Origin of the sequence: Clostridium nigeriense, from assembly GCF_900086595.1 — a bacterium.
GTDB lineage: Bacteria > Bacillota > Clostridia > Clostridiales > Clostridiaceae > Clostridium > Clostridium nigeriense.
The window spans coordinates 1,239,793-1,257,790 of sequence record NZ_LT575472.1 but is presented as its reverse complement, the minus strand read 5'-3'; the positions used below and the strand labels follow the sequence as shown (position 1 = coordinate 1,257,790).

Below are 17,998 nucleotides of genomic sequence, written 5' to 3'. Positions count from 1 at the left end.
CTATAATATTTTTATTCAAATAACCTTTTTATATATGAAAAATAAATTCTTCATTTGCTAATTTAAGAACATCCCCATCATGTATTTCTGTTTCTGATTTTATAACTAAAACTTTATCATTTATATATGTATGATTGGTGGAATTTTGATCACACACAAAATAACTCTTACCTCTTGTAATAATATCTGCATGACTTCTGCTTACCGCATTATTATTTGTTATGAAATAGTCAACATAGCTTTTTTCTTTACCTAATCTAAAAACAGGCTTATTTATGCTTATTATTTCACCATTACACTTTCTTTCTAAGTATGGAAAACGAACATTTTCTTGTTGTAAATTAATATTACATCCCTCATTTTCCACAAGAAGCATAGTTCCTTCATTATCATGAAAATTTTCTTCAAACTCATCTTCGTAAGAATAAAGAAATCTTGTTTCATTATATTCATTTAAAAGACCTGTTTCTTCATCATTTATTAAAATACTAGTTTCCTCATTAAAATACTCTATCTTAGGTTCATAGTAATCTTTTGGCTTGTCTTTAATAAAAGCACTTACATTAGCCGATTGTTTTTTAATCTGTTTTGCTATATCCTTATCTTCTTTTGAAATATATGCCTCAATATCAGATATATTAAAATAATTTAATGATCTTATAAAGCTTACATATTTAGCAACGAAATCAACGTCTTGATTAGGCATTAATTTTACAGCATAAGCTATTGACTCCATAAATCCAATTACATTTAAAAAAATATGATTTGATATAACTGGGATATAGATAAACTGTATTTCCTTGGTATTTTCATTAATATAAACATATCTTAAATCAAGAATCAAATTATTTAAAAATAAGTTATTATCTTCAACTTTCTTTATAGCATCAACTATTTGTGCCATTATAAAAAAAAATTCATACTTAGTTACTGGTTTTTTCAAGTGTTCAATTAGTGAAACTCCAGCAGGACCAAAGTAATCAATTATATATCTTTTTCTGTGTTTAGGTTTAAGAAGTCCCCTTATATTTTTCTTTTCTAATATATCTAGTTCTCGTTCACTAATTACTTCATTTGATGAAATTTTCACTTTTACAGTAAGCTCACTATTTTTGACTTTTGCTTTGAATTTCATCTTGACATCCTCCCATAATTTTAAAAGTTATCAATAGATTTTATTTATTTCTTTTTATTTCGCTAAAGGAAACTATTACCTTTTTTATTTAAAAATACCATATTTTCAATATATTATATAAAAGTATAAAATTAACCAGACAGCTTGTCAATACTTATATCTTGTAATATTTGTAATTAATATCAAAATAATCATATACCCTATAAGTCTACTAATAGTATCCAATTTAATAATGTTTTTATTATTTTATGAAAATTATCAATTATGATATTCTAAGTAGTTATTTTATGAATTTCTCTATAAATATTTAAGCTTAATATTATACCCATACATATAATAATTATTAAACAAAGTATCTTACCTAAATCTCCTAATCCTAATACAATTCGCATATCATCTTGTAAAAACACTCTTCTTTTATGAAATATTATTGCTAGAGTAGAAATAATCAAAGACATTAGACATATACTCTTCAAAATAAAATTCGAATACCATATCCAAAACCTCTTTGTTCTAATATTCATGGATACAATTATAGGCAATAACATTCCACCAAATCCTATTAATAGGTTCTCAATATATCCAGTACTATTACTTATGTACATAATGTTAGGTAGTGGAAATAATCTTATTTCTAATATTTTTTTCCCAAGTAAAATAGCAATAACTGAGTGCCCTAACTCGTGTAATAATGGATAGATAATAATAGAAATAAACAAAGCTATAAAAAAAATTTTTATAGTTTCAATAACATCTCTCAAAATAAACACCTCCTCCTAATAATATTGCCATTATTGGAAAAGTTTATTAGTAAGAAAATGATTAATATATTATAGAGATCATTATTACTTTAGAATATTAATTATTTTTACTAATATTTTATTAATAGCTACAGTTATCACATGAAATACAATATTATATAATTAATTTTGACATCTCTACAAAATATATGTATAATATATGATGTACACGAACTATAAATTTATATTTATAAAAATTATTCGGACATAGTGAGGTAAAAATGGATAACGTTTTTGATTATGAAGACATACAACTAATACCAGCAAAATGTATTGTAAACAGTCGTTCTGAATGTGATACATCTATAACTTTTGGAGGAAGAACTTTTAAGTTACCTGTAGTTCCAGCAAATATGCAAACTATTATAGATGAAAAAGTAGCAGTTTATTTAGCAGAAAATGGATACTTTTATATAATGCATCGTTTCAAGCCAGAAAGCAGAATACAATTTATTAAAGATATGAGAGAGAAAAATTTATTTTCTTCTATAAGTGTTGGAGTTAAAGAGGAAGAATATTCATTTATTGAACAATTAAAAGCTGAAAATCTTTCACCTGAATACATAACAATTGATATTGCTCATGGACATTCTAATGCTGTTATTAATATGATTCAGCACATCAAAAAACATTTACCTGAAAGTTTTGTTATTGCAGGAAATGTAGGAACACCTGAAGCAGTAAGAGAATTAGAAAATGCTGGTGCAGATGCTACAAAGGTAGGAATAGGACCTGGAAAAGTATGTATCACAAAAATTAAAACTGGATTTGGTACTGGTGGCTGGCAATTAGCTGCACTTCGTTGGTGTGCAAAAGCTGCAACTAAGCCAATTATTGCAGATGGAGGTATTCGTACTCATGGGGATATAGCTAAGTCAATTAGATTTGGTGCATCTATGGTTATGATAGGTTCACTATTTGCTGGACATGAAGAATCTCCTGGAGAAACTGTTGAAAGAGATGGAAAGCTTTATAAAGAATACTTTGGTTCTGCTTCAGAATTCCAAAAAGGCGAAAGAAAAAATGTTGAAGGAAAGAAGATGTATGTTGAATATAAAGGTTCATTAAAAGATACCTTAGTAGAAATGCAGCAAGACCTTCAATCATCTATTTCTTATGCAGGAGGCAAGAAACTGGACGCAATAAGAACTGTTGATTACGTAGTTGTTAAAAATTCAATTTTTAATGGCGATAGAATATATTAGAATCACGCAAAAAACAAATCTACTGCTAATCTTTATATTAGTAGTAGATTTATTTTATTCTTTTCTAATATTATCAATTATATTTATATCTCTATTATACTAACTCTTTAACATCAATAAATGGATTTCTATATCTATTCTTCTTTAAAGTTTTATTACCAATATTTATTGCTTCTTTAGGGCATATATTTATGCAAGCCATACAATCCGTACATTTTCCAAGCCATATTGGCTTATTGTTGACCATTTCAATATTATCTACTGGACAAATTGATTTACACATTTTACATCCTATACATTTATCGTTAACATTAAATCCTTTATCTTTATTTTTAAATAAATTTTTCCACCCATTATATAATATTCTCTTACTTGCTTTGTAATCAACTGTTTTTACTTCTTTACCTTTAATAACTTCAATAAAATCATCTAATATATTTTCATTTAATTTTATTGCTTTAAGAGCTCTTTCCTTTGTTGGATTTTTTCCTGCTCGTGTATAATTAGAAATATATTTTACACAAAGATAATTGCTAAGGTTGCCATTCTCCCCTAAAAGTTCATTTATATGAGAAAAGCTTACTTTAGCCTCTCCTCCTCCAGTAACCCCTACTGCAAAAATATATGTTTTATCCTTTATATTTAATTTAGATATAAAGTCTTCTACCACTATAGGTAATGAACCGCAATGAATTGGATAAACAAAACCTATTACACTATCTTCTACGTTAAAATCCTTATTTTTTAAAGCCTTTGGGATAGAAATTAACTCACAATCCTCTATCTTATCTTTAAATTTTTTAGCTACATATAATGAATTTCCTGTGGCTGTAAAATAATAAATTCTCATTTTTTATTCTCCTTTTAAATTTATATTAAATATATTTTCTAATTTCACCTTTATATCTATATTAAAATAATAATCTAAGAACTCCATTATAAATAGTTACTAGCTCTATTAACTTTATTTTATACTTTCATTTAATACTTCATATGTATATTCTATTATTTCACCACAAGATATTCCTTTTTTCTTTAATTCAATACATTCAAGTGTTCCATATTTTTCTTTTACTTTATTAACAATATCTTTTGTATATTTTCTTGACTCATTAGTATCGGTTGCTTCCTCTCTTCCCTTTATAGCTCCAAGAGAAATAAGAGCACCTGCTATAGCGCCACAAGTACCTCCAACTGCCATACCTGTTCCAAATGGAGTTGCAACTTGAACTGGGATGTTTAAATTATGTTCTTCATTAAATGTTTTTACTATAGATTCTGCACAATTGTATCCTTGATCTCTAAACTCTAATACTTTCTTCATTTATGTATCCCACCTTCTATAATTATTATTTTAATATTATATCACTTATTTAATGGTATGTACCACTATAGAAAATCTTATATTACTAGTAAAAAACTAGTCTATGTCTTCATTAATATCTAAGAAAGTCTTTTAATTTATAAAGTCATATAATAAAAAATTAAACCCCAGAAATGCTATATAAACAATTCTGAGGTTTATTTTATTATAATAATTTAATCAAATTTAGTATAACGTTTCATCATACTTCTATATCTAAATCTTGCCATTTGATTCTTTGCTTTTACATCTTCTTCGCTTCCTGTGTAACAACATCTTAAGCAATAATATTCTTTCTTTTCCTTGTCATAAAACATGTCTATATCCAAATCTCTCATAAAGCAAGATGGACATCTATAATTTAGTTTTCCTTTTGTAGATTGAGCCATGTTCTCATCACCTGTCCTTTCTTTAATTCTTTTTTAAGACCTAAAGTAAACATAGGACTAAATGCATATCCTTCTCTATAATATCCTTCCATGTCTTTTCCATCAGGAGTAACTGTTACCTTAGTTTCAATTTCAGGGATAATTGCACAAACTTCATTGGCTGATTGAAGTTCTGCTTCTCTGCACTTATATGAATATTTTATTTCTTCAATTTTTTCTTCATTTTTAACTGTAAGAACAACATTACTCATATCTTCTGGATATTCAGTTGTTCCATAGCATGCTGTCATATATTCATTAAATTCAACCTGTGCATCAGGATTACTACTATTTGTTACCTCACGGATAATTTCTATTTTAGAGCTTCCTTCTTCAAATATAAAAGTAGAAGTTATTTCAATAGTTAAATCTGAAAATTCAATAGTTACAGGATCCATAGTCACAATATGTTTCTTTCCATCTTCACTATAATTGCCCTTCGTTCTACATAAACAAAGGTCTACTTCTTCTCCTTTGTAACTTACCTTTAAGCTCTTTACTGTTCCTTCACCAGCATAGTGTGTAAAATATCCTGCTCTATAATTGGCTTGAATTAAGAATGGATAACTTGCATCTTGAACATGCTTTGTCCCAATTCCAACTGGCCATTCAAGTTTTGCTACATAAGGACGTAAATCAATAATTGCTCCTCCTTGATTCATATCAAGACAAGTTCTCATGTATGGATCTGCATACCAGAAATATTGTTTATCTGAACCATATAGAATATCCTTCCACATTGCACATTCTGGTTGCTCATAAGTATGAGTTGCTCTATAATGCTCAGCAAATTCACTCATAGTAAGGTCTTCAAGTTCTCCTTCTTTTTTAAGCTTTCCGTAATATGCCATTCCATCCTCATAACTCTTTAGAAGCAATTCATATGGAGCTTCCCAACGTCCCATTTTATTCATCCAACCAGGTCCCACAAACATCATGTTATATGCATAACCTCTGTTATATTTTTCTAAGCTTCTATATTGATCAATTAAATTATATAAATATGGATACTCTCCGTCTTGATAAATCATACCTCTTAGTACATTTTGAGGATGAGTTCCAAAATTTGATCCATTTCCATCAAAGCATGCCATTAAGTCTCTTGAAAGATGTGGTATTGCAACTATACCGCAGTCTTCTTCTTCATTAGCTGCTGGAGCATGAGTGTTTTGTTTTGAAGGAATCCATGGATTCCAAGGACCTCCATCAAATAATGTGTACCAAGAATTATTACAAGTTCTATAAGCCTTAGGCCCTTCCTCCCAACAAGTTGCAACAGCTGATTTTACTGATGGATACTCAGCTTTAATATAATTCATAAGTTCTGCATCTATATAATAGCTTCCTGTAGATTCTGGATAAAACCCAAATCTTTCATAGAACTTTTCAAATACATCTTTTACTATTGCTTTTTTATCTTCCATTGAGAACATCCAAATACAAAAATCTTTAGTTTTGTATTTTTTTCTAAACTCTTCACATGGTAATCCTAATAAAGTTAGAGAAATTTCATCACCATATTTTTCATGATGTTCCTTTGCTAAATTTACTGCTTCATCATTAAACAAACTAGCATACGTCATTTGTATTGTTGTTTTTATTCCATTTTTATGTGCAATTTCTTGTTGTGTCTTAAATATATCTAGACTTTCTGTTAATAGAGATTCTCTAGATATATCTTCTTCCTTTCCATGTCCCGTTACCTTTTCAGCATATTCTGGAACCATTTCAGGTCTGTGAATAACATTTAAAATTAATTTACTCATAGTTTACCTCTCCAAACTTCTATTTTCCTATAGTTGCTTCTTCATATCTTAGTGCAAAATAAAGGGCCCAATCCTGGTCATTTGCCCATGGATCGTAATAATGTCCTTTTTTCCCATTAACCATTTCTGGATACACAATTGCACAGGAAGCACTTCCATCTGTTCCAAACAAACTTAAGCATCCTCTAAAAGAAGCCTTTGCTTTTTCTTTATATTTTTCATTACCCATAATTTTGCTATACTGTATAAAGTCCATTCCTGTTAATGAACTCCAATAATGTGGGTATGTATCTCCGTAATTTCTATACTTTCCAAACCATCTACCGTCCCAATGTCTTATAGCAACTTCATATTGATTATAGTCTGGTTGCTCTCCATTAAATAATTCAAGAACTGCCATTTGTTTTTCAGCCTCTTCTAAAAATCCTTTATCTTTTGTAATCTCATAAGCCTGAATAAGACAACTAACAGCAGGAGCCACTATACTTTGTTCATAACGTACTTCAAATGGTGGATAATGCAATCCATTTTCTAAAATATGAAGAGCATGTGCTGTAAAATCTTTTTCAAATGCCTCTGCCTCTTCTTTCATATTTTCTAGTTTAAGATAGTTTAATAATTCTATTGCTGGAATTGCAATTCCATAAAACTTTCCTCCACCTTCCTTATAATAACGCTCCATTGTACGGAAGGAATCACCTAAGTATTTTTTATCTTTAAACAAACGATATAACTCTAATTGAAATACAGACATCCAGGGATAATTGTATAACCTATGCCAATCTAAATTTCGATTTACATCATTGTACACAAATCCAGTCTTATCATCATAAAGTTCTCTATAAATATAACTTATATATTTCTCAAGGCTCTTAAGAAAAGCTGCATTTTCTTTCTTTTGCAAGTATCTTGCAAGAAGTATTCCCATACAAATTCTCTCACGTCCTCCATTATGATCATCTAAATGACTGTAATATTGCTTTTTCTCTTCATTATCATAAATTAAATAAGCTCCATCTAGAAAACTTCCTTCTTTATGATACTGTTGTTTTTCCACAATAAAACTGCATCTTTCCTCTATCATTTCGTGTAAAGGTTTACGACCAAGAAAGTTTACATGTGTAGTTCTTTCTGCAAATTTTATTTCAATTTTAATTTCCTCTGCAGAATTTACTAGATATTCACAGGTAACTATAGTAGTATATCCCTCATATCTTAATACAAATGGAATTTCTCTGTTCTTATATTTAATTTCAATTTCTTCTTCTTTGAAAACTCCAGCTGCAACTACATCAAACTTTATAGTTTCTCCTATAAAATAAGTAAATTGCTTTGAATTTACTACAGGGAAACCATGAGTTTCCATAAGTTTTTTTCTAAAATCTTCTTTATCTAAAAACCAGAAAAGCTCCCATTCTACTTCAACAGTTTCTTCAGGTTGTAAAATAGGTAAGTCTGGATGTAGAATAAAATCTCCTCTGTCATTGCTTTCTTCACTCAAGTCACGTTCTACACTATAAGATACAATACTTCCTTTTATAACCTTCATTCCTAAGTGAGGAGCTCTACCTCCCATTTGCATAGCCATAACATAAGAGGCTTCTTCTCCACAAAAAATATGAGCATGGCATTTTTCTTCTATACAAATATCTGTATCTTCATAGTTATCATTAAAAGTTGTGTAAATTCCAATATCAGTTCTTTTAAAACCAATAGGAAATTCTGTAGTATTTTTAAAACTATATTTTTCTCTTAAGTTTCCATCCTCTGTGAATTTTCTCTCTATTGAAAACTTAATTCCTTCAGGACAAAAAGTAGTTCCCCACTTTTCTTTTCCTTCTATCCAGTTCATATTAGTTACATCACTTTTATGTCCTAAAAAAATAAGTTTATTTTCTTCATCTAACTTTATTATAAATTTTTCATTTACTAACTCTTTCATTTTCCTTATCCTTTCACTGATCCATTCATAACTCCGCCTATAATATATCTTTGCATAAACAGATAGAATACAACTAGCGGAAGAACACCAAGTACCATCATTGGGAATAAGCTAGTCCAATCTGTAGAGAACTGTCCAATATTTCTATATACTTCTTGAAGAATTACGTTATTTTCACGTGATTGTAAGAAATAAAGTGGTCCCATAAAATCGTTCCAAATTGTAAGTGTATTTAAAATTGCAACCGTTGCAATTGTTGGCTTCATTAGTGGGAATGTAATAGTCCAAAACGTTCTAAAGGTTCCGCATCCATCAATTTTAGCTGCTTCCTCTAATTCAATTGGAATTGTATTTACAAAACTCTTAATTAAGAATGTTGCAAAAGGTATATTAATTGCAATATTTATTAAAATTACACCAAGTAGTGAGTTCATAAGATGCATTTGTTGAATTACTTTATATAATCCAAGAATGGACATCTGATATGGGAACATCATTCCTGATAAAATAAGAAGAAAAACGCTTTGTGCAACTTTATGTTTTCCTTTTCTATTAAGTACATATCCACACATAGAAGAAACTATAATAAGGCCTACTACTGAACAACCTGTTATAATTAATGTGTTTTTAAATGCTCTTGGATATTGCATTTTTTGAAATGCATTCACATATCCACTAAAATCTATATGTGATGGCAATGCCATAGGTGCTACTGCTGCTTCAGTTGATGTTTTAAATGTAGTAACAACTAAATAATAAATAGGAATAATCACTATTATTGAAAGAAAACCTAATGCTATATATTTTGCTGTATTTGCTATTATTTTTTTATTTTTCTTTTTCATCGTCATTGTCCAAGCCTCCTCTCCCATTTTCCAAATACTCCAAGCATGATACATGCAACAATCATACTAACAATTAGAAATACAATACCAAATGCTGATGCATATCCATAATTACCTTCTGAGAATTTAGCAAACATCAAAGTAAGAATTGTATCTGTTTTATGTGCTGGTCCCCCACCGGTCATAGATAGTACTATATCAAACACCTTTAACCCTGCTATTGTTCCATTAATTAAATTTATTTTGATTGCTGGAGCTAATCCTGGAATAGTAATATGCCAGAACTGCTTTAAAGTACCTGCTCCATCAATAGATGCAGCTTCATATAAGTCATCACTTATGCTTTGAAGATTTCCAAGGTATATAACCATAGACCATCCAAACCATTGCCATACTTGAGTTAATATGATAACTGCAAGTGCAATTTTACCATTTCCTAAAAAGTTCACTTTATCAAATCCAAGATTAACTAATACTTGATTTACAAATCCAAAATCACTTGCTGAAAGTAAGTACTTCCATAAGTATCCTACAACCAAAGTACTTAATACTGCTGGACAAAAGAATAATGCACGAAAAAAGTTTCTTCCTCTAAACTTCTTATTAAGTAAAACTGCAACAGGTAAAGCAATGAAGCTTTGAAGAATTACTGTTGAAAATGCATAAATCAATGAGTTCTTAATACCTATAAAAAGTGTTGTGTCTCCCAATATAGCTTTATAATTGGTTAAACCAATAAATGGAATATCCTGTGAATAGTTAGTCCAGTTATAAAAGCTGTATCTTCCGGTAAAAATCAATGGGATTATGAAAAATGTAACAAATAATACTACAGCCGGAAGTGCCATTAGTATATATGGCAGATTACTTTTTATTTTTAATTTCCTATTCATAGTACCTCCTTTGGAATAAAAAGTCTGGCATCATTGTCAGACTTTTTATTTCATATTCCTAATTTTTATATCTTATTGCATCTGCTCTACTATCTAAAGCTTTTACAAAATCGTCTACAGTTAAGTCTCCTGTTACAAGACCTTGAAGTTGTGATAATAATTCATCAACTAAAGTTTGAGCTGGCATATTTACTCCCCAACGTTCCCAGCTACATGCTACATTTCCTGCTTCTAAAACAGGTTTTACTGCTTCGTATTCAGCTGGCATATCTACTTTTACGCCTTCTTTGTAACTAAAGCTTCCTTCGTTTGCATCTGCAAATGCTTGTTGTATTTCTACAGAAGCAAGTGCTGCCATAACTGCCTCTGAACCTTCTTCATTTTTAGTATTTACATTAATACCAAAACTTGCTGCTGGTCCACCAAGCATATACTTAACATCTGCTGTTTTTCCAAGATGAGGCATCATACCTACGTTCATGTTTGCATCCTTTAGATTTGCATAATACCAAGGTCCTGCATTAAACATTGCTGTTTTTCCAGAAATAAAGTTGCTTAATGCTTGCTCATTAGAAGTACCAACCATTTCAGGTGTGATATATCCTTTTTCAATTAATATACTCCAATCCTTAACATATTTGTTTAGAGTACCATCCATCTTCTTTTCTCCATAAGAGAACTCTTCATCAAACTTCTTACCTTCTTCACTTGTTTGATAGAATGTATTTTCTATATATCCCATTAATGAGTGCATAGCTTGGTCACCATCTGCTAGTCCAAATCCAAGTGGCTGAACTCCAGCAGCTTTTAACTTGTCACAAACAGCTACAAATTCATCAAAGGTTTGAGGTAATTCAGTAATATTGTTCTTTTCAAAAATCTCTTTGTTATACCAAAGTCCTGAGAACCATCCATATGAAGGGATACCATATACTTTTCCATCTTCGGAAGTAGATAATGTTAATCCTGCTTCATTTATTCCATTTAGATACTCAGCTCCTGTAAGATCCTTTAAGTTACCTGCTTTAATTCTTGCTGGGAAGTTTGTTCCATCTGTCAAAATATCTGGACCTTCTCCTGCTGCTAGCTGGGTACTTATTACATTGTTGTATTCATCAAGATTGATATAAGTGTACTCAACAGTGTATTTACCATCTAGCATCTTATTTACTTTTTCAAGTACAGGCGCCATATTTTCTTCTGTGTACCATCCAGTCATTGTAACTGTAGTACCACCTTTTCCCTCTTCTTTATTAGAGGTACCTCCATTACTACCATTACCACATCCAGCAAGCATAGTTGTTGCTAATGCCGCACTAACTAAAGCGCTTATTATTTTTTTCTTCATAATACTTTTCCCCTTTCACTCTTATACATTATGTTAAGTTATATAAACATTATTCTTTTCTATAGCTGAAAAGAATAATGAGCAATACTATAAAATACCTTTATACGTTTTCAATGAACTTTCTATACGTTTTCTTTGATTTATTCTATACTTATATTTTAAGTTTATTTCTGTACTCCTTCTATCCAAATCTTTATAGAAATATATCAATTTTTTTATATTTCATATTTAAATTTTTATATTAATTTTATAATTAACAACACAAATCACTTATTTCAATATAAAATTTACTAAAAAAATGAGCCTTTAAACTGAAGAAGCTTATCAGTTTAAAGGCTTTTAATTTTATCACATTATTTTTCTTAAATGCTCAACTCGAAACCTTATAATTGCAGTTGTTCCGAATTTATCTGCCCGTATTTTTAGTCCACTTTCACTTCCATATAATAATTTAATTCTCTTTTGTACATTACTAGTCCCATACCCAAACTTATCTTCAGGTAACTCAGCTTCTCCTATTTTATCGTATAACTCTGTTCCATTATCATGAACTTTCATCTGAAGCCACTCTCCATCTTTTTCAATGGCTATTTCAATTTTTCCTTTTTCTCCCCATAGCTGATCAATACCATGCTCAATTGCATTTTCCACTAAAGGTTGCAAAATAAAAAGCGGCACTTCTTTCTTTAGCAATTTCTCATCAATATCGTACTTTACAGTAAAAGAATTTTCATGAGAAATAAGCTGCAAATTAATATAGGCTTTAATATTTTCTATTTCTATAAAAAGCTTATCAATATTTTTCCCTTTATTTAAAGCCGTTCTATAAAAATTAGCTAACTCAGTTGCTATAACATAAATTTTTTCCTGCCCATTTTCTAGTGCAATCCAATTAATTGCTGACAAATTGTTATATAAAAAATGTGGATTCATTTTTGATTGTAATAAGTCTAATTCTAAGTTTTGTCTTTCAATTTCTTTTGTATAAACTTCTCTAATTAACTGCTTAATCTTATTAAGTAAATTTTGTATGCTGGTTACCAAAATATTAATTTCTGTAGTCTCTGATAAATTAATAGAAACATCAAGATTTCCTTTTTGTACTTCTTCTATTTGTTCAACTAAAGAAGATAAATCTCTAGTCAATCGTCTCGGGAAATAATGTATTAAGAACCAAACTAATATTAAGACTATAAGTATAACTAAAATAGATGTTCCTAAACTTATTCTCATATAGTCCTCATAGTAGCTTTCATCAATTTCATATGAAATCTTCCAATCACTAACTCCCAAATCATCTCCAGTTCTGAATCTAGGATTTTCATCCCATTGTGAATCTATATAATTATAAAATGATTCTTTCTTATCTTTAACCTCTATTTTGATTGGGATATTTTGAAATATACGAAAACTATCTAAAAACATATCATTTTTTATTTCTACTTTAATAACTCCAATTGGACTTGGAGGATATGCAGCCATTATTTTTCTTCCTAAAAACACTTTATCTCCTTCACGCCACCAATAACTGCCTTCGGATTTAACTACATTTTTATACCACTCCTCATTTTCTACATCAGATGATACTTTAACAAAATCCGTTAAAACATAAAATTCTTTATCTGTATATATAGTTAATGATTTATAGTATCTATTTACCATAAGAACGTTATAAATTAATTCTCTAATATTTTTAGATGATCTACTTATATCTAAATAATTTTGTCTATTAATTAAAAGAAAATCCCTTAAATCATAATTTGCAGCTAAGTACCGTAGTGAATCATCACAAACTTCAATTCTATTTTTCATATCCATAGTACTTTGTTTAACTAAATTCATACTTTCATTTAACATTTGTTTTTCGATAAATTGAAAAGATGAATAAAACATAAAAGCCCCAAGAAATAAAACTGGTATAACAACCACCACTATAAATGACCTTTTTAATTGCTCACGAAAAGATTTTACTTTATTATTCATTATCAAAATACTTCTCCCTGTACTTAGCAGGACTACACCCTACATTATTTTTAAATAATGATATAAAGTATGATGGATTCATATATCCTACCTTTTTTGAAACATCAGCAATCTTCATATTTGTAGTTTTAAGTAAGTCTTTTGCCTTTTCCATTCTATATTGAGAAATATACTTTGCAAGATTTTGGTTTGTCTCCGTTTTAAAAAGAGTACTTAAATATGCCGCTGACATCTCCATATCTTCTGCAATTTGTGAAACATTTAAATTGTAATCGCTAAATCTTTCATGAACAATGCTTTTTGCTAGAACAATAAGTCTATTTTCATCACCTTGCTTATTTCCATATTTAGATAAAGTATCTATTAAACTAAAAATAGATTCTTTTAATTGCATAATAGAACTAGCTCCATATATCTCCTCAACTATCTCCATCATTCGTTCTTCACTATGAAGAATTTCACAGCATTTTTTTATAGCTTCCGAAAAATTATATTTTATATAAAGAGAAGTAAAGCCTTCTGATTCTTCTACATACTCAAAAGCTTTTTTAAACTCATCACTCATCCCCTGATAATCTTTCAACTTAGCAAATGTTAGTATTCTTTCAAAATACAAAGAAAGCATTTCGCTTGTTTTCCTAATTACACCGTTTTCATTGTGGATAAAAAACATACTTTTAGACACAAAAAATTGGTAGTCTAAATGATTGGACATTTTTATATACTCTTCTTTTAATTTTTTAATACCTTTACAAGAATTACCTGCTACAATATACACCTCTGATTGATACTTATTTTTCGATATTTTAATAAAAGTTTTGCAGATTTCTGAAATCTGCTTGGAAGTTAAATCTTTATTTCTTATTAAAATTAAAAACTGAGTATCACTTTTATTAATAAATAAAGTATCTTGTCCAACTAAATTTAATATATCTTGTTCATAATTTTCCCAGTAATTAAATATTAAAGATGAATATAAAGATATTATAATTGGACAAAAAGTTTCTTCTTGTGTTCTTTCTTCAAGTTCGTTAAACTTTTCTTCTCCATATTCCAGCTCTAAGTATCTTAAAATTTTTTGTGCATACTTTTCATCTTCAATAGATTTTAAAGTTTTCTTTAACTGTTCATTTCTAACTTTTTGCGTGCTTTTTTCCTTACATATTTCCATAACCTTATTAAAAAGCTTTTCAAACTTCTCTAATTTAATTGGCTTTAAAAGGTACTGAAGAACACCTAATTGAATGGCATTTTGCGCATATTCAAATTCTCCATAAGCACTATATATAATACAAATTGGATTTAATCCTCTTTTATTTACCTGCTCAATAAGTTCAATTCCTGTCATAAAAGGCATCTTAATATCTGTAAGCAAAATATCAATATCCTCTTTTTCCATTATCTCTAAAGCAATCTTCCCATTTGGAGCTTGTCTCACTTCTAATGGATATTGATACTTGCTAATTAGTCTCTGTAAGCCCATTCTCTCATTATTCTCATCATCAACAATTAAAATTTTGTACATTGTCTCACTTCCCTCAAGCTTATACTCATATATAAGCATATATTATCATATTAATAAATAACTTTCAAAATTTTTCTATTACAAAATTTGTATTATGTCAATACCTTTTATGAAAAATGTTAAAATTTCTTTTGTACTTCCAACTTTAAAGTGTCTATCTCTTCTTTATTTAAAAATCTCCAAGTCCCAACTTCTAACCCCTTTGAAATTATACTTACTATCCTTATTCGTTCTAGTTTTATAACATTATAGCCAAAGGTTTTGCACATTCTTCTTATTTGCCTATTTAGCCCTTGGGTTAAAATTATACTAAATGTATTGTTATTTATTCTTTTTAATTTACATGGTCTTGTAACTGTACCTAGTATATTAACACCATTTGACATTTTAAAAATAAACTCATCATCAAAATCTTTATCTAATGTTACAATATACTCCTTTTCATGATAACTCTCCGAAGATAATATCATATTTGCAAGGTCTCCATCATTAGTCATAAGTATAATTCCTTCTGAATCTTTATCTAAACGTCCAACGGGAAATACATAATCTTTATAATTTAAAAAATCAATTATATTGTCTTTTATCTCTCTTGATAAAGTACAAATTATTCCTTTTGGCTTATTTAAAACTAAATATATCTTTTCTTTTTCTTTAACTTTCTCTCCATCTAAAAATATATCATCACTTTCTTCAACCCACTGTCCTTGCTCACATAGCTTTCCATTAACTATTATTCTTTTATCTTCAATTAATCTACTTACTTCTTTTCTTGAGCAATATCCATAATTGCTTAATAGTTTATTTATCCTCAAAGTCAAATATCCTCTCTATTTTAGAAAATTATTCTTATACCACAATATCTTATTTCAATTTTAACTATAAAATATTTAGTATAATATAAATTAATGAAATTACCTAATCATAATAACATATTTTACTTATGTATATATATAAGACTTTTCAGTAGAAATTTATAAATGTAATAAGCTAGTATAACTTTTTAAGTAAATACTAGCTTATCCTATTAGTTTTTATATCCTTACTTCATTCTTCAGCAATATCAATAATTGCTCAATATTAAAAAGCTCCTGATCCTCCACCGCCACCGCCTGAAAAATCACTACCACTAAAGAAAGTAGTACTATTATTGTCTATTGTTGAGCTAGGTGGATTTACTGTATTATAGGCTTCATCAGTAATGCTATTAAACATTGCTATATAGAAAAAATAATTATTCATATACATATAATTGAAATTATTAAATGAATCAATATTAAAGCTTGCTTTATCTATTATTAAATTAACAATCTCATTTAAATCATTCTCACTAATTTCCAAAGCTAATGCATAAATTATTGTTAAATCACTTAACGAATCACCATCTATATTATCAATTTTGTATATATTTTTTAAGTAATTCTTATAGGAAATCCACCTTTTCTTTTCATTATACCAACTATTTTCAAGTACATTTTTGTCTTTAATTTTAATATAAAAACCTATTTTTTCTCCATCTTCTTTTACCTTAGAAATCCATTTCTCTAGATTTTTTATAAATTTATTTGCATTTCTTTTTGAAGAAACTATATTTTTTATTTCTTTCATAGAGAATTTTCCATTAGTTTCATATTCTTCAAACCAATCTATTATATATTGTAAATGACTATATTCTTGATTTTTGTTATAATCTGTTCTAGTAAATACTAAATCATTCTTTTTTTTACTAGACTTATTATTTATCTCTTCAATTGTATAATAGCCTTTATTCGCTAAATAGAATAATGTTGCAATTAGCATATTATTAGATACATTTTTTTCATCTATTAATAAATTCACTAATCCAGGTGGCATATCTGATGGTGGCTCCATAATAAACTCTTCATTAGTAAATATATATTTTGATCTATACTCATTAACTTCCTTATTAAATTTACTTTTATTTAAAGCAAAAATCAAAACACCTACACCTGCTCCTATAAAAATAAATACTGCTAAAATTCCAAATCCTTCATCATTTCCTTGCTCTTTATAATAATCTGTATACCCAAAATTATAATCTTCACTATTATCATCAATTGCTAATTCTTCTGCCATTGATAAGTAATCTTTTTGAAACTTCATATTTATGCCTATTAAGGTTGTTAAGTCTTTAAAGTTAATAACAATAGATTGTTCTGTATTATTTGTTATAATTTCACCGTCACCATAAATATCATAAGTTAAATTATTAATATCAAAATTTTCATCTTTTAATGAAATTTTAACTGTTCCCTCTTTAACAGACTCTATATTTTCTACATCATAAAAATTCCAATATAATTGAGAATAATCAGTGTACTTTTTAGCTGCGCCCTTTATAGTATAATTTAAATTAAACTTTTTACTTTCATTATTACTTTTACTAAAAATTTTAATCTGAGCAGAATTATAATCTCTATTTATCTGATAAGTATTATTTTCATCATTATAATCTTCTGTAATATTTATAATATTACCTGAATTATCAATAATTGAAATTCCATTTACTAAATAGTCATTTGCCCCATCTAAATTTAAATTTCTATAAATCCCATTAAAATCACCATTAAACCTATATTCAATTATTTCATTTATAACTACATCACCATTATCAAGAATCTGTGCTTCAATATTTAATTTATCAACAAAATATTCTTTAGTATTTGCGTATACACTTTTAGGTGCTATTAAAATAAATATTACCGAAAAAATTATTAATACTTTTTTCATCATTTTCTCACTCA

At 28.4% G+C, this 17,998-nt stretch carries 15 protein-coding genes; 1 reads left to right on the top strand and 14 read right to left on the bottom strand.

From position 1 onward, the window contains the following. Positions 1–28: 28 nt before the first annotated feature. Positions 29–1,135 (bottom strand): FHA domain-containing protein, encoded by a 1,107-nt coding sequence (locus tag BN6774_RS06145; RefSeq protein WP_066891349.1) that lies wholly within the window; start codon positions 1,133–1,135, stop codon positions 29–31. A gap of 272 nt (positions 1,136–1,407) precedes the next feature. Further along, entirely contained in the window at positions 1,408–1,896 is a 489-nt protein-coding gene (locus tag BN6774_RS06140) for a hypothetical protein (RefSeq protein WP_066891346.1), read from the bottom strand. 260 nt (positions 1,897–2,156) lie between these two features. On the opposite strand from BN6774_RS06140, the gene guaC reads away from it, so the two are divergent. After that, positions 2,157–3,140 carry a GMP reductase gene (guaC, locus tag BN6774_RS06135; protein WP_066891343.1) on the top strand — a complete coding sequence of 328 codons (984 nt, stop codon included), beginning with the start codon at positions 2,157–2,159 and terminating at the stop codon, positions 3,138–3,140. 94 nt (positions 3,141–3,234) lie between these two features. Here the strand turns inward: guaC and BN6774_RS06130 are convergent, their stop codons facing one another. From BN6774_RS06130 to BN6774_RS06075, 12 genes are all read right to left on the bottom strand, one after another. Next, complete coding sequence (locus BN6774_RS06130; protein ID WP_066891341.1) at positions 3,235–3,990, bottom strand: EFR1 family ferrodoxin; 756 nt, start codon at positions 3,988–3,990, stop codon at positions 3,235–3,237. A 114-nt stretch (positions 3,991–4,104) separates the two neighbouring features. Further along, positions 4,105–4,464: a C-GCAxxG-C-C family (seleno)protein gene (locus BN6774_RS06125; RefSeq protein ID WP_066891337.1), complete on the bottom strand. Its 360-nt coding sequence runs from the start codon at positions 4,462–4,464 to the stop codon at positions 4,105–4,107. Between the two features lie 215 nt (positions 4,465–4,679). Next, positions 4,680–4,892 carry a hypothetical protein gene (locus BN6774_RS06120; RefSeq protein ID WP_066891333.1) on the bottom strand — a complete coding sequence of 71 codons (213 nt, stop codon included), beginning with the start codon at positions 4,890–4,892 and terminating at the stop codon, positions 4,680–4,682. Then, entirely contained in the window at positions 4,865–6,697 is a 1,833-nt protein-coding gene (locus BN6774_RS06115) for a hypothetical protein (protein WP_066891330.1), read from the bottom strand. Before BN6774_RS06115 ends, BN6774_RS06120 begins: the two co-directional genes overlap by 28 nt. A 19-nt stretch (positions 6,698–6,716) precedes the next feature. Continuing rightward, positions 6,717–8,639: a hypothetical protein gene (locus BN6774_RS06110; protein ID WP_066891328.1), complete on the bottom strand. Its 1,923-nt coding sequence runs from the start codon at positions 8,637–8,639 to the stop codon at positions 6,717–6,719. A gap of 5 nt (positions 8,640–8,644) precedes the next feature. Beyond that, positions 8,645–9,490 (bottom strand): carbohydrate ABC transporter permease, encoded by an 846-nt coding sequence (locus BN6774_RS06105; protein ID WP_106404262.1) that lies wholly within the window; start codon positions 9,488–9,490, stop codon positions 8,645–8,647. After that, complete coding sequence (locus BN6774_RS06100) at positions 9,487–10,377, bottom strand: carbohydrate ABC transporter permease (protein ID WP_066891321.1); 891 nt, start codon at positions 10,375–10,377, stop codon at positions 9,487–9,489. The genes BN6774_RS06105 and BN6774_RS06100 overlap by 4 nt, the downstream gene beginning before the upstream one ends. Positions 10,378–10,435: 58 nt before the next feature. Continuing rightward, a complete protein-coding gene (locus tag BN6774_RS06095) occupies positions 10,436–11,725 on the bottom strand; it encodes an ABC transporter substrate-binding protein (protein WP_066891318.1) in 1,290 nt (429 codons plus the stop codon). Between the two features lie 348 nt (positions 11,726–12,073). Next, on the bottom strand, positions 12,074–13,708 hold the full coding sequence (locus BN6774_RS06090) for a sensor histidine kinase (protein WP_159426817.1): 1,635 nt from the start codon (positions 13,706–13,708) through the stop codon (positions 12,074–12,076). Then, positions 13,701–15,233: a response regulator transcription factor gene (locus tag BN6774_RS06085; protein ID WP_066891312.1), complete on the bottom strand. Its 1,533-nt coding sequence runs from the start codon at positions 15,231–15,233 to the stop codon at positions 13,701–13,703. Before BN6774_RS06085 ends, BN6774_RS06090 begins: the two co-directional genes overlap by 8 nt. A gap of 119 nt (positions 15,234–15,352) precedes the next feature. Beyond that, the gene (locus BN6774_RS06080; protein ID WP_066891310.1) at positions 15,353–16,048 is read right to left on the bottom strand and encodes a pseudouridine synthase; all 696 of its coding nucleotides are present in this window, start codon (positions 16,046–16,048) and stop codon (positions 15,353–15,355) included. 265 nt (positions 16,049–16,313) lie between these two features. After that, a complete protein-coding gene (locus BN6774_RS06075; protein ID WP_084766909.1) occupies positions 16,314–17,987 on the bottom strand; it encodes a DUF2207 domain-containing protein in 1,674 nt (557 codons plus the stop codon). Between the last annotated feature and the right edge of the window lie 11 nt (positions 17,988–17,998).

Bases quoted from the DNA above. Each gene is read 5' to 3' on its own strand.
- BN6774_RS06075 (WP_084766909.1), bottom strand. From the start codon at position 17,987: ATGATGAAAAAAGTATTAATAATTTTTTCGGTAATATTTATTTTAATA.
- BN6774_RS06085 (WP_066891312.1), bottom strand. From the start codon at position 15,233: ATGTACAAAATTTTAATTGTTGATGATGAGAATAATGAGAGAATGGGC.
- guaC (WP_066891343.1), top strand. From the start codon at position 2,157: ATGGATAACGTTTTTGATTATGAAGACATACAACTAATACCAGCAAAA.
- BN6774_RS06115 (WP_066891330.1), bottom strand. From the start codon at position 6,697: ATGAGTAAATTAATTTTAAATGTTATTCACAGACCTGAAATGGTTCCA.
- BN6774_RS06090 (WP_159426817.1), bottom strand. From the start codon at position 13,708: ATGAATAATAAAGTAAAATCTTTTCGTGAGCAATTAAAAAGGTCATTT.
- BN6774_RS06120 (WP_066891333.1), bottom strand. From the start codon at position 4,892: ATGGCTCAATCTACAAAAGGAAAACTAAATTATAGATGTCCATCTTGC.
- BN6774_RS06100 (WP_066891321.1), bottom strand. From the start codon at position 10,377: ATGAATAGGAAATTAAAAATAAAAAGTAATCTGCCATATATACTAATG.
- BN6774_RS06130 (WP_066891341.1), bottom strand. From the start codon at position 3,990: ATGAGAATTTATTATTTTACAGCCACAGGAAATTCATTATATGTAGCT.
- BN6774_RS06105 (WP_106404262.1), bottom strand. From the start codon at position 9,490: ATGACGATGAAAAAGAAAAATAAAAAAATAATAGCAAATACAGCAAAA.
- BN6774_RS06125 (WP_066891337.1), bottom strand. From the start codon at position 4,464: ATGAAGAAAGTATTAGAGTTTAGAGATCAAGGATACAATTGTGCAGAA.
- BN6774_RS06110 (WP_066891328.1), bottom strand. From the start codon at position 8,639: ATGAAAGAGTTAGTAAATGAAAAATTTATAATAAAGTTAGATGAAGAA.
- BN6774_RS06095 (WP_066891318.1), bottom strand. From the start codon at position 11,725: ATGAAGAAAAAAATAATAAGCGCTTTAGTTAGTGCGGCATTAGCAACA.
- BN6774_RS06145 (WP_066891349.1), bottom strand. From the start codon at position 1,135: ATGAAATTCAAAGCAAAAGTCAAAAATAGTGAGCTTACTGTAAAAGTG.